Source organism: Rhizobium sp. RAF56 (genome assembly GCF_052113965.1).
GTDB lineage: Bacteria > Pseudomonadota > Alphaproteobacteria > Rhizobiales > Rhizobiaceae > Rhizobium.
The window spans coordinates 156424-167364 of record NZ_JBFRDU010000012.1; the positions used below are offsets into that span (position 1 = coordinate 156424).

At 61.7% G+C, this 10941-nt stretch carries 16 protein-coding genes and 2 pseudogenes; 12 read left to right on the top strand and 6 right to left on the bottom strand.

What is annotated here, in order from left to right:
• The first annotated feature begins 60 nt into the window (after positions 1–60).
• The 4 genes from AB4048_RS12720 (at position 61) to AB4048_RS12735 (ending at position 2405) form a co-directional block, all read left to right on the top strand.
• On the top strand, positions 61–759 hold the full coding sequence (locus AB4048_RS12720) for a phosphatidylserine decarboxylase (RefSeq protein ID WP_442202324.1): 699 nt from the start codon (positions 61–63) through the stop codon (positions 757–759).
• Positions 760–778: 19 nt separating this feature from the next.
• Positions 779–1639: a CDP-diacylglycerol--serine O-phosphatidyltransferase gene (gene pssA, locus AB4048_RS12725; protein WP_442202325.1), complete on the top strand. Its 861-nt coding sequence runs from the start codon at positions 779–781 to the stop codon at positions 1637–1639.
• Positions 1640–1742: 103 nt separating this feature from the next.
• Positions 1743–2054: a hypothetical protein gene (locus AB4048_RS12730; RefSeq protein ID WP_442202326.1), complete on the top strand. Its 312-nt coding sequence runs from the start codon at positions 1743–1745 to the stop codon at positions 2052–2054.
• A 210-nt stretch (positions 2055–2264) separates the two neighbouring features.
• A complete protein-coding gene (locus AB4048_RS12735) occupies positions 2265–2405 on the top strand; it encodes a hypothetical protein (RefSeq protein ID WP_442202327.1) in 141 nt (46 codons plus the stop codon).
• 57 nt (positions 2406–2462) lie between these two features.
• Here the strand turns inward: AB4048_RS12735 and AB4048_RS12740 are convergent, their stop codons facing one another.
• The 3 genes from AB4048_RS12740 to AB4048_RS12750 are packed head-to-tail and all read right to left on the bottom strand — an operon-like array spanning position 2463 to position 4264.
• On the bottom strand, positions 2463–3080 hold the full coding sequence (locus AB4048_RS12740; RefSeq protein ID WP_442202342.1) for a LysE/ArgO family amino acid transporter: 618 nt from the start codon (positions 3078–3080) through the stop codon (positions 2463–2465).
• A gap of 54 nt (positions 3081–3134) precedes the next feature.
• A complete protein-coding gene (locus AB4048_RS12745; protein ID WP_442202343.1) occupies positions 3135–3899 on the bottom strand; it encodes an SOS response-associated peptidase in 765 nt (254 codons plus the stop codon).
• A gap of 44 nt (positions 3900–3943) precedes the next feature.
• Positions 3944–4264, bottom strand: coding sequence for a YnfA family protein (locus tag AB4048_RS12750; RefSeq protein ID WP_442202328.1), 321 nt, complete (start codon positions 4262–4264; stop codon positions 3944–3946).
• Positions 4265–4416: 152 nt separating this feature from the next.
• Here AB4048_RS12750 and AB4048_RS12755 point away from each other — a divergent pair, with 152 nt between their 5' ends.
• The 8 genes and pseudogenes from AB4048_RS12755 to AB4048_RS12790 all read left to right on the top strand — a co-directional run.
• Positions 4417–4836 (top strand): NUDIX hydrolase, encoded by a 420-nt coding sequence (locus AB4048_RS12755; RefSeq protein ID WP_442202329.1) that lies wholly within the window; start codon positions 4417–4419, stop codon positions 4834–4836.
• Between the two features lie 238 nt (positions 4837–5074).
• The gene (locus AB4048_RS12760) at positions 5075–5467 is read left to right on the top strand and encodes a TIGR02301 family protein (protein WP_442202344.1); all 393 of its coding nucleotides are present in this window, start codon (positions 5075–5077) and stop codon (positions 5465–5467) included.
• A 104-nt stretch (positions 5468–5571) separates the two neighbouring features.
• Positions 5572–5829 (top strand): hypothetical protein, encoded by a 258-nt coding sequence (locus AB4048_RS12765; RefSeq protein WP_442202330.1) that lies wholly within the window; start codon positions 5572–5574, stop codon positions 5827–5829.
• A gap of 16 nt (positions 5830–5845) precedes the next feature.
• Positions 5846–6589 carry a hypothetical protein gene (locus tag AB4048_RS12770; RefSeq protein ID WP_442202331.1) on the top strand — a complete coding sequence of 248 codons (744 nt, stop codon included), beginning with the start codon at positions 5846–5848 and terminating at the stop codon, positions 6587–6589.
• A 90-nt stretch (positions 6590–6679) separates the two neighbouring features.
• Positions 6680–7537, top strand: coding sequence for a CAF17-like 4Fe-4S cluster assembly/insertion protein YgfZ (gene ygfZ / locus AB4048_RS12775; protein WP_442202332.1), 858 nt, complete (start codon positions 6680–6682; stop codon positions 7535–7537).
• Positions 7534–8154 carry a hydrolase gene (locus AB4048_RS12780; protein ID WP_442202333.1) on the top strand — a complete coding sequence of 207 codons (621 nt, stop codon included), beginning with the start codon at positions 7534–7536 and terminating at the stop codon, positions 8152–8154. Before ygfZ ends, AB4048_RS12780 begins: the two co-directional genes overlap by 4 nt.
• Positions 8151–8669, top strand: coding sequence for a tyrosine phosphatase family protein (locus tag AB4048_RS12785; RefSeq protein ID WP_442202334.1), 519 nt, complete (start codon positions 8151–8153; stop codon positions 8667–8669). Before AB4048_RS12780 ends, AB4048_RS12785 begins: the two co-directional genes overlap by 4 nt.
• A 64-nt stretch (positions 8670–8733) precedes the next feature.
• Positions 8734–9528 (top strand): annotated as a pseudogene (locus AB4048_RS12790) (mechanosensitive ion channel family protein); the annotation flags it as partial.
• 73 nt (positions 9529–9601) lie between these two features.
• Here the strand turns inward: AB4048_RS12790 and AB4048_RS12795 are convergent.
• From AB4048_RS12795 to AB4048_RS12805, 3 genes and pseudogenes are all read right to left on the bottom strand, one after another.
• On the bottom strand, positions 9602–10093 hold the full coding sequence (locus AB4048_RS12795) for a superoxide dismutase family protein (RefSeq protein ID WP_442202345.1): 492 nt from the start codon (positions 10091–10093) through the stop codon (positions 9602–9604).
• 181 nt (positions 10094–10274) lie between these two features.
• The gene (locus AB4048_RS12800; protein ID WP_442202335.1) at positions 10275–10634 is read right to left on the bottom strand and encodes a hypothetical protein; all 360 of its coding nucleotides are present in this window, start codon (positions 10632–10634) and stop codon (positions 10275–10277) included.
• A 168-nt stretch (positions 10635–10802) separates the two neighbouring features.
• Positions 10803–10941 (bottom strand): annotated as a pseudogene (locus AB4048_RS12805) (IS630 family transposase); the annotation flags it as partial.

A 10941-nucleotide genomic window follows, 5' to 3' on the forward strand; every position in this document is an offset into this window, starting at 1 on the left:
GCTCCCTGCCCCGTTTGCCTGTACTCAGCGTCAACGTTCAATTGAAGGAGCCCGTCGTCGATGAGCTTGTACAACACCATCCGCAACACGATCGTGCCGGTGCACAAAGAAGGCTATCCCTTCATAGCAGCCTTCCTTGCAGCGTCGCTGATCTTGGGCTGGCTGTTTGCGCCGCTCTTCTGGATCGGGCTGATCTTGACGCTCTGGTGCGCCTATTTCTTCCGCGATCCCGAGCGGATGACGCCGCAGGACGACGACCTCGTCATCTCGCCGGCGGACGGCAAGGTTTCGAGCGTGCAGATGGTGGTGCCGCCATCCGAGCTCAATCTCGGCGACGAGCCGATGCTGCGCATCTCCGTCTTCATGAATGTCTTCAACTGCCATGTGAACCGCGCCCCGATGCGCGGCCGCATCCAGACGATCGCCTATCGCAGCGGCAGCTTTCTCAACGCCGAGCTCGACAAGGCAAGCGAGCACAACGAGCGCAACGGCCTCGTCATCGAGAGCGCGCATGGCGCGATCGGCGTCGTGCAGATCGCCGGCTTCGTGGCGCGCCGCATCCTCTGCTTCGCTCAGCCGAACGAGCCCTTGCAAGCCGGTGAACGTTTCGGCCTCATCCGCTTCGGCTCGCGCCTTGACGTATTCCTGCCGGCGGGCGCCGTGGCGCGGGTAACGCTCGGCCAGACCGCCGTCGCCGGCGAGACGGTGATTGCCGAATTCGGCTCCGCCAAGGGCCCGACGACCAGCCGGCGCGACTGAAGAAGGCAAGGAGAGCGACATGAAGACGCCCTTTCCGCCCTTCGAGCCATACGGTCCGAACGAGGAGGCACGCGGCCCGCGGTTGAGGGAAATCCCGCTCAGGCTGATGGTGCCGAACCTGATCACGGTTCTGGCGATCTGCGCGGGCTTGACCGGTATCCGGCTCGCCTTCGAAAACCGCTATGAGCTCGCCGTTATGATGGTGTTGCTCGCCGCCTTCCTCGACGGTATCGACGGACGCGTGGCGCGGCTGATGAAGGCGACCTCCAAGTTCGGCGCCCAGATGGATTCGCTTGCCGACATCGTCAATTTCGGCGTCGCCCCTGCCCTCGTCATCTACGTCTTTGTTCTCGACCAGGCCCGCTCGCTCGGCTGGATCGCGGCGCTGATCTATGCGATCGCCGCCGGTCTCCGGCTCGCGCGCTTCAACGTCATGGCCGAGCGCGAGAACAAGGCGTCCTGGCAGTCGGAGTATTTCGTCGGCGTTCCCGCGCCGGCCGGGGCCATGCTGGTGTTGCTGCCTGTCTATGTCGGCTTTCTCGGCATCGCTCCAACTAGGACATTTGCGTATTTTGCGGCGGCCTACACCGTACTCATTGCCTTCCTGCTGGTGAGCCGCCTGCCCGTCTGGTCAGGAAAGACCGAGGGAAGCCGTATCCGCCGCGATCTGGTCCTGCCGGCGATGCTGGCCGTGGTCGTCTACGTCGCGCTTCTGATGAGCTATACCTGGGAAGTCATGGTGGTGACGGTCGGCGTCTACCTTCTGTCGCTCCCCTTCGGCGCCCGCTCCTGGCAGCGCAAATACGGCACCTTTACGATCAACGGCCCGGCGGATCCCACGGTCGACGACGCGAACGACGACATCGGCCGGCATATTTGATCGTATAATCCTGCTTTTATCGGCACGCATGGCCTCACCTAGAGGGACGCGCAATGGGCCGGCGTCTACAGGCGCATTGGAAAATGTCGCGTCGGAGGCACCGTTGCAAACTGGCGGTGGCGGTGGCACATTTGACGGCATGGAAGTACGTGTCACTGCGCTCGAAAAACAATTCGAAAAGATAGACGGAAAGCTCGACAAAATCCTTGGCGAACTTTCCTCAACCCGTGCCGACATCTCGTTCCTCAAAGGACGCGTCGAGACGATCCCGTCCTCTAAAGACTTTGGGGAATTGAAGGGCCGCGTCGACAGTTTGCCCACGATGGCAAGAATGACCGCGCTGCTTAGCGTGGTCGCTGTTGTGATCTTGATTCTTAACAATTGGTCGACCATCAAGGCTTCGCTGATACATTAGGTTTGGATTTTAGCCTGCTGTCGACGACGCAAACGACGATATCCGCGGCCACATCTGCCGTAACTTTTCTTTAACCATACCGCGAGGATAGCTGCCCTCCTCCCGGATTATGATGCATGTTTACAAAAGCTGATATCAAAATGCCGCTCTTTCGTCACGTTTTCCGATAACCATGTTGTCCTTCGACAACTTTTAGGAAGGAGAACGATCATGACGTCCAAGAAGGAAAATACGGCCAAGCGAGAGGCGAAAACCGACCTCCTCGCCAACTATCGACCCCTCGCCCTCAAGGCTGTTCTTGCCGCGCATCTGATGCTCAAGAAGAGCAAGCCGAGCACAACGGCGGCCTAGCGTTTTTCATACGCAGTTCCGGCGGGGAAATGGCGTCACAGGTTTCCTGAACTCGCCTCAGCCGCCGTTGACGAAATGCATGAGCAAGCTGAGCGCGAGCAGGCTCATGACGATGCCGATAATGAGATCCAGAACCCGCCAAGCCGCGGGTTTGGCAAAGACCGGCTGGAGCAGACGCGCTCCATAACCAAGCGCAAAAAACCACACGAACGAAGCAATCGCCGCGCCTGCGCCATAGGCGACCCGCGCCCAGCCCTCGTATGCGGCCGAAAGGCTGCCGAGCAGAAGCACCGTATCGAGATAGACGTGCGGATTCAGGAAGGTGAAGGCGAGGCAGGTGGCGATCGCCGCCTTCAGCGGCATGGCGTTCTCACGATTTTCCACGAGGGAATGCGGCTGCATCGCCCGGCGGAATGCCTTGAAGCCGTAGGCCGCCAAAAAGACCGCGCCGCCGAGCGTTACAATGGTGATCAGCATCGGCGAACGCGACACGAGCGTGCCGAGCCCGGCAACGCCGGCGGCGATCAGCACCGCGTCGGCAGCAGCACAGATCAGGCAAAGCACGAACACGTGCGAGCGCAGGAGCCCCTGGCGAAGGATGAAGGCATTCTGCGCACCGATGGCGATAATCAACGAGGCGCCGAGAAAAAAGCCGGCGATGGCGGCGGTCAAAATGGGCATGGAGAGGGTCCGGGGAGGAAAGAATGGGGGCGGGAAAGAGGACGCTGATCAGAGGAGGCTGAGCTGGCCGTCATCCGGTTTTGGCTTTTTCGCCGGTTGCGCCAACGGCTCGGGGACGACAGGGGTCTGGAGATCGGCGCCCATGTTGGCCACCTTGTTCACGCGGTCGGAAATCGGGATCGCCTCGAAGAAATCCTCCTGCGCCGGCCTCATGAGGTCGGCCACCTGCTGCGGCTCCTGGCTCCGGCAGTCGAGCCAGCGGGAAAAATCCTCGGGCGCAATGACCACAGGCATGCGGTCGTGAATCGGCGCGATCGCCTGGTTGGCCGGCACGGTGAGGATCGCCCCGGTGTCCACCTCTGAGCCGTCGGCCGAGGACCAGGTCTCCATCAACCCAGCAAACGCGATGACGCCCCCTTGGCGCGGGCGGATCCAATAGGCCTGTGACTTGCCTTTGCTCTCCTTCGAGGGACGATGCCACTCGTAGAAGCCCGACGCCGGCACGAGGATGCGCCGATGGCGCATCGCCGCGCGAAAAGAGGCCTTGCCGATCGCCGATTCGGCGCGCGCGTTGATCAGCAGCGGAAACTCTTTCGGATCCTTCACCCATGACGGTGTCAGCCCCCAGCGCACCAGGAGCGCGCGGCGGTCCGGGCGGTTGCTGCCCGGCTCCTGGCGGTCTCCGGCGATGACGACGAGGATCGGCTGCGTCGGGACGATGTTGTAGCGCGCCGGGAAAGCGTCGAGCTCCATAAGCCCGAGCGCTTCGCGCACGTCGTTGGGCAATGCCTGCAATGCAAATCGTCCGCACATGCCCTTGTCTGGCATCTGGAACCGTCCGGGTCAAGGATAGGAGATCACGCGCGGGGACCGAGCAGAATGACAGCAGTTCCCGCAATACAGATCGCCGCGCCCGAAACGTCCCACCGGTCGGGCACCCGGCCCTCGATCCACCAGAGCCAGAGCACCGAGGCTGCGACATAGATGCCGCCATACGCGGCAAACGTTCGCCCCGCCGCTTGGCTCGGTACAAGCGCCAGCAGCCATGCGAAGAGCACCAGCGAAACCATGCCCGGCGCCAGCCACCAGACCGGCTTGCCAAGCCGCATCCACGCCCAGAACGCAAAGCATCCGGCAATTTCCGCGATCGCCGCCAAGGCGTAAAGTCCGTAGGTCATCGTGTATCCATGGCTGCGTTAGCGGGCGCTGATCGCTTTTACCTTGTGGGCCGGCGAGCCCGAGACAGAAGCGAAAGCACAACACACGATCTGGAAACTTTCACGCTTGCATGCCACCTTAAGCAAAACGCTCCGATGAATAAAAGCCCCCCATGACATCCCTTCCCCGTGCCGCCTCCTCAGCCATCCTCGAGCGCAACGGTCGCTTTCTTCTGGTGCTGCGCCGCAATCCGCCCTCAGCGGATATGTATGCGTTTCCAGGCGGACGCGCCGAGCCCGGCGAAAGTGCGGCGGATACGGCATTGCGCGAACTTGCCGAAGAAACAGGAATCCTCGCGCGCAATCCCCGCCTCTTCGAGACCTACGACCTGCCGACCCACGCCAAGGATGGGACCCTCACCAGCCACTTCTTCCTGTCCGTCTTTCTCGTCGATGCCGATGAGGATACGATCGCAGAGGCCGCCGACGACGCGGCAGAAATCGGCTGGTTTAGCCCGGATGAGATCCGCCTGCTGCCGGTGCCTGCGAGCGTTCTCGAATGCATCGAGCGCCTCGAGCGCAGCAGGTCTTAGGAAAGGCTGGCGACGCCCTGGCATCTTAGGGGCGCTCAGATAAGCGTTGAAAACGTTAACAGTGCCTTGTTCCCGCCACTTGGGCCGACTAACCCTTGGGGTGGGAAGGGAGTCGCGGGAAGAAATGAGGGGCAAGATCAAGCTGTTACTCGATCGCGCGCGCGCGTTATCCGCGTGTGGCGGCAGGGGATCCGCTGTCTTTTCGCCTCCAGGCCGCGGCATCTGGGTGGCATTGCCGATGATCCTCGCGAGCCTCGTCCAACCTCTTCAGGCGCAGCCTAAGGCCGACCCAACGCCGGTCGCGCCGCCGCCTGTGACTGAAACCAAGGCCCCTTACGACGACCAGCTATTGCGGCTCGCCGAAATCCTCGGCTCCGTCCATTACCTGCGTAATTTATGCAATCCCGGCAAGGAGGATGCCTGGCGCTCCAACATGCAGCAACTGCTGGATGCGGAAGCAAAAGATGAAACGAAACGAAAGGAGAAGCTGACCGCAGCGTTCAACCGTGGGTATCGATCATTCGCCTCGGTCTATACCGGCTGCACGCCGCAGGCCGTGGTGGCGGAAGAGCGATACCGTAACGAAGGTGCAACACTCGCCACGGAAATTACCGCCCGCTTCGGAAATTAGCGGATAATTAACCCCTTTCCACAGCCAACCGTGTTGTTTAGGGAAAAGGCTGTTAAAGATGTTAAGGGAGCGGTAAGGACATGGACGTTTCGAGGAAGGAAACAATGCAACCAAGCCTCAACGACATCGACGACATGATCGTCCACGAAAAGATGCAGGCCGCTCTGGAATACCAGAACGAAGCTTGGGCCGACGGCATGGCCGACGGTATCGAGCCCGAAATCATTGCCGATGCTGCAATTGCCCATGCTATTCGCGAAACTATCCGCATCATGGGAGAACAAGGCGCTGAAGCCTTGCTCGAATCATTGCGTGACCGCATGCTTGCAGGTGAATTTTCTCCGAGTCGCACCCTGCAATAACCGCACGAGACCTCCGATGTTTACCGATTCGGGCAACGACCTGCGACGTTCGATCGCCTCGCTCCTGGCCGCTTCAATGCTCGTTGGCAGCATCGTCTCGCCACTTCCAGCCCTTGCTTTCTCGAGCGAGTCCATTCGGCCCGTTGCTCCGGCGCAGTCGCTTCCTGGTGAAGCTGGCAAGCCCGTCGAGCAGGCGCTCGAGGCGCCCTCCAAGAGTATTCCCATGCCCGACCCGCTGGTGAACAACCAGGCGGGAACAAGCGGCAGTTCGGCACCGGCAAGCGGTGCAGGCAAAGCCGAAATGCTTTTCGACATCAGCAAGGCGCCGGAACCGGTGCGCAAGCTGCGAGAGGCGATCGTCGAAGCCGCCGCTTCCGGCGACTTGGAACGCTTGCGTCCGCTGATGAACGTTGGCCCCAACCAGACACAGGTCAGCGCTGACGATCCGAGCGAAGATCCGATAAAATCGCTTCACGATCTCTCCGGTGACCCCGACGGTATCGAGGTTCTCTCGATCCTCCTCGACGTGCTTTCATCGGGCTTCGCCCATGTCGGCCAGGGAACGCCGGACGAGATGTACGTCTGGCCCTACTTCGCCCAGAAGGACATCAAGACGCTCACCGCGCCGGAAAAAGTCGATCTGATGCGCCTCGTGACGGCCGGCGACTATGCCGACATGCTTGAGTTCGGCGGCTATAATTTCTATCGCGTCGGCATCACGCCGGACGGAAAATGGAAATTCTTCTCCCCCGGCGAATAAGTCCGCCTAACCTCCGCGACATCGCGAAATCTTGCGGTTTGCGCCTGAACGACTTACCTGTGGTCCATTGACCAACGGTACAGGTTTTCCATGCCCAAACTCTTTCTCAAAGACCGATTGCTCCTGCGGGTGAGCGGAGCAGATGCTTCGCCGTTTCTGCAGAACCTGATCACCACCGATCTCAGCGCTCTTGCTATAGATGAAGCCCGCCCCGGCGCCCTCCTGACGCCCCAGGGCAAGATCCTGTTCGATTTCATGATCTGGCAGGACCACGACGGATTTCTTGTCGAGACGGATAGGGAACAGGCCGAGGGTCTGTTGAAGCGGCTCATCATGTACCGGCTTCGGTCACCTGTGGGGATTGCCGCCGTCGAGAGCCCGGGTGTCACGGTCAGCTGGGATGGGGATGCAGGCGCGGGCGCCAAGGATGCCCGATTTGCCAAGGCCGGCGTTGCGCTCACCCGGGGGATCGGCGATCAAGCGGATGTCGATGGTTGGAGCGAAGGCGACGAAACCGCCTATCGCACCCTGCGCATCGCCTGCGGCATCGCCGTCTCGGGGTCGGATTTCGCGCTCTCTGATGTCTTTCCGCATGATGTCCTGATGGATCTCAACGGCGGCCTTTCGTTCCGGAAGGGATGCTACGTCGGTCAGGAGGTCGTCTCCCGCATGCAGCATCGCGGCACGGCGCGCCGCCGAACCGTGATCGTTTCGGCAAGCGGCGACCTGCCCGCCTCAGGCACAACACTGACCGCAGGCGGAAAGGCGATCGGCACGCTTGGCTCCGTCGCGGGAACCAGGGGACTTGCCATCGTCCGTATCGACCGCGCGGGCGAAGCGATCTCGCAGGACCTGCCGCTTCTCGCCGGCGACGTGCCGGTGACGCTTGCCCTGCCCGCCTGGTCAGGCCTTTCCTTTCCGACGGCGGCCGACGAGGCGCAGGCGTGAGCGCCGCCAAGGCCGCGCGCGCCTGGCAGCGCATGCTGTCTGGCCGCAGGCTCGACCTGTTGGACCCCTCGCCGCTCGACGTCGAGATCGGTGACATCGCCCACGGCCTTGCGCGCGTCGCGCGTTGGAACGGGCAGACATCCGGCGACCATGCCTTTTCCGTCGCCCAGCACTGCCTGATCGTCGAGGAGATCTTTCGCCGCTGCAACGACGCTTCGCCGGATGAGTCGATGGCCGCCCTTCTGCACGACGCGCCGGAATACGTCATCGGCGACATGATATCGCCCTTCAAGTCGGTCGTCGGCGGCGGCTACAAGGCCGTCGAGGCACGGCTCGAGGCGGCGATCCACCTGCGCTTCGGTCTTGCCCCGCATCCCTCGCGCGAGCTCAAGGACCGCATCAAGAAGGCCGACACTGTTGCCGCCTATTTCGAGGCGACGCTGCTTGCGGGCTTCACGATCGCGGAGGCGCAGAGATTTTTCGGCCGACCGCGAGGCATCACCAAGGAGATGCTTGAGATCGAGCCGTTGCCGGCGATCGAGGCGCAAAGGCTGTTTTGCGAGCGCTTCGATGCCATCGAGGCCGAGCGCGCAAAGGCAAAGAGAGTGTCGGCATGAGCGCGATCATAGTCTCGCCGCTGACGCGCATCGCGGAAATGGCCGTCCGGCACGGCGCCTGCGAAATGATCAGCCTGATGGCGGGCGAGCACAGCTTTCACCGGCCCGGCGTCATTCGCGCCGAGCGGCACCTGCTTCTGACCATGAACGACATCGCGTTTGCCGGCACCGGAGATCTCGTCGCCCCCCAGGAAGAGCACGTCCGCGAGATCGTCGACTTCGCCAAGGACTGGGACAGGCGCTCGCCGCTTCTCGTCCACTGCTGGATGGGCGTATCGCGCTCGCCGGCCGCCGCGCTGATTGCCGCGCTCGCGGTTCACCCGGAGCAAGACGACGAAGCGCTCGCCCTGCGACTGCGCCAGGCATCGCCCTATGCCACGCCGAACAGGCGGCTGATCGAGATCGGCGACGCGATGCTCGATCGCGGCGGACGGCTGGTGGCGGCGATCCGCGCAATCGGGCGCGGCGCGGATGCCGACGGCAACGCGCCCTTCCTGTTGCCGATAGAGGGGTAGAGCGCAAGGTTGACGCAACCGGCTATCGCCCCATCTTTCGCTCGAAACAGCGGGAGGGCGCAACGTGGACGTTGAAAAGCAGGCAACGGAATTCATCGCGGCAACGCAGACGGCACTCGACCAGGCAAGCGCGCTTGCCGTGCAATATGCCTTTTCGGTCGTCGGTGCGATCATCTTGCTCGTCGTCGGCTGGATCCTGGCGCGGCTGCTCAGCCGCTGGGCCTATCAGGGCATCTCTCGCGTGCGCGGCATCGACGAGACGCTGGCGCGCTTTTTCACCCACGCGCTCTACTACGGCCTGCTGATCCTTGTCTTCATCACCGTGCTCGGCCAGTTCGGCGTGCAGACGGCTTCCATCATCGCCACCCTCGGCGCCGCCGGCATCGCGATCGGCCTGGCACTGCAAGGCACGCTACAGAACATCGCGGCCGGCATCATGCTGTTGGTTTTGCGACCGTTCAGGGTCGGAGAATATATCGAGACCGGGAGCGTTACCGGAACCGTGCGGGAGATCGGGCTCTTCGCAACGGAGCTTAGAACCGCCGATGGTCTCTATCGGCTCGCGCCAAACTCGACGCTTTGGAATACGCCGATCACCAATTACAGCCGTGAAGCCACCCGCAGGCATGAGTTGAGCGTCGAAGTCGCGCAGGCCGATCTCGATCGCGCGATGGAGACGCTGATCGGTCTCGCCAGCGCCGACCCGAACGTCGAGCAGGCGCCGGTGCCTCAGGTGTTTGTCAAGAAAATCGGCGGCTCGATCGAAGTGACGCTGCAATACTGGGTGAAAACCGGCGCATGGGTCACCACCACCCGTGAGATGCTGTTGCGCGCCAAGGCCGCGCTCGCAACTAAAGAGATCGCGCTCGAATGAGCGGCGCACAAGCTCGGCGGACATCGCCGCGCAGGCGCTTATTTTTCCTGAAATTCGGCTATTTGATCACCGCGCAGGCCAATCGCTTGCCGGCGCCGCCCGACGGCTGTGCGCGGTAGTCGTCGAAGTTTTCATGGATGATCAGGGAACGGCCGCGAATGGCCTTCTTGCCATCGAGCGTTACCATCGCGTCGAACACCTGCGCCCGCAAGACGCCATCTGGACCGACATACTGGTTGGGAAGATCGCCGTCATGAGGCCCGTGGGCCGCCAGCAAGCCGTGCTCCATCTTTCCCGGATTGAAGTGCCCTCCGGCGCTTTCATTGCCGTGCTCGGCATCGCACTTGCCGTTCTCGTGAATATGAAAGGCGACCCACTTGTTCGCCGGTAGGCCACCGACCTGAAGCTCGATGAGGACGCCCGTCTTGGACTCCGTCAAGGTTGCCTTGCCCGCATCCTTACCGTCGGGCCCGATGAAAACGGCCGTCGCGGTCTGGCTCATGCGCGCGCCCAAGGAGACCGCAAGGCAAGCACCTATCACCAAAAGCATCGCGGCGTTCTTCATGTCGATATCCCTCCCGTGCCGATCCATACTAGGATCAAACGCTGGCAATCGCGAGGGGTTCCGGCATTTCAAAGCGCGGCGGCGTCCTCAGCGCGCATTGAGATGCGCAACGCCATCGGAATGGGGCCGCCAGTGCTGGTCGGCCCTCTTCAGCTTTGAGGATAGGTCAAGCGACGTTGTCGAGGTCGTGGAGACCGTAGGTATTGCGATAGACCGCCATGGCAGTCTGCATATCGCCGTCGTCCTGAACATTCGCGCCGGCGATTTCGGTGTCGGATGCCTGAGCCGCGCGCATGGCACGGCCACTGTCGCCCGCCTGGATTTTCATCAGCATTGCCATCACGCTGCTCAGGCTGCTGCTGGAGCCGCGGTCGCCTTGCTCCGCCGCGTCCTGCTTCAACAGGCCGGGGCGTTGTGCGGCAGCGATTTCCTGCTGACTGACGATGCCGTCACCATTGGTATCTACCTCCGCAAGCGTGCTGCGGTAGGGATAGGACTTCGTCATGATGGAAGAAACATGGGACATACAAACCTCCTTATGGAAGGAGCCGCCTCATGCGACGTCGTTTGCACGCAATACTAAATTGTTGATCTACGATCGGCTCTAGACTGCTTTGCCGATTCGGTCAAAGAAAATATTAATGGAAATTAACCTTGATTGACGGCGCGTAAACCATTGCTTCTTTAGAGCCTTTCATGTTTTGACGGAAGCGTATCCGGCATCTCGAATATAGTTGTCGCATTCATCTGATCCGATGGTGTTGACGAGTGTACCGATGTGCCTCCAGGTTTCGTCGATGGTGCGTTTCTGGGCCACTCGCATCCAGTGCTTG

Coding starts and splice junctions, on each gene's coding strand:
- AB4048_RS12720 (WP_442202324.1), top strand. CDS start 61: ATGAGCTTGTACAACACCATCCGCAACACGATCGTGCCGGTGCACAAA.
- pssA (WP_442202325.1), top strand. CDS start 779: ATGAAGACGCCCTTTCCGCCCTTCGAGCCATACGGTCCGAACGAGGAG.
- AB4048_RS12735 (WP_442202327.1), top strand. CDS start 2,265: ATGACGTCCAAGAAGGAAAATACGGCCAAGCGAGAGGCGAAAACCGAC.
- AB4048_RS12745 (WP_442202343.1), bottom strand. CDS start 3,899: ATGTGCGGACGATTTGCATTGCAGGCATTGCCCAACGACGTGCGCGAA.
- AB4048_RS12750 (WP_442202328.1), bottom strand. CDS start 4,264: ATGACCTACGGACTTTACGCCTTGGCGGCGATCGCGGAAATTGCCGGA.
- AB4048_RS12755 (WP_442202329.1), top strand. CDS start 4,417: ATGACATCCCTTCCCCGTGCCGCCTCCTCAGCCATCCTCGAGCGCAAC.
- AB4048_RS12760 (WP_442202344.1), top strand. CDS start 5,075: ATGATCCTCGCGAGCCTCGTCCAACCTCTTCAGGCGCAGCCTAAGGCC.
- AB4048_RS12765 (WP_442202330.1), top strand. CDS start 5,572: ATGCAACCAAGCCTCAACGACATCGACGACATGATCGTCCACGAAAAG.
- AB4048_RS12770 (WP_442202331.1), top strand. CDS start 5,846: ATGTTTACCGATTCGGGCAACGACCTGCGACGTTCGATCGCCTCGCTC.
- ygfZ (WP_442202332.1), top strand. CDS start 6,680: ATGCCCAAACTCTTTCTCAAAGACCGATTGCTCCTGCGGGTGAGCGGA.
- AB4048_RS12785 (WP_442202334.1), top strand. CDS start 8,151: ATGAGCGCGATCATAGTCTCGCCGCTGACGCGCATCGCGGAAATGGCC.
- AB4048_RS12795 (WP_442202345.1), bottom strand. CDS start 10,093: ATGCTTTTGGTGATAGGTGCTTGCCTTGCGGTCTCCTTGGGCGCGCGC.
- AB4048_RS12800 (WP_442202335.1), bottom strand. CDS start 10,634: ATGTCCCATGTTTCTTCCATCATGACGAAGTCCTATCCCTACCGCAGC.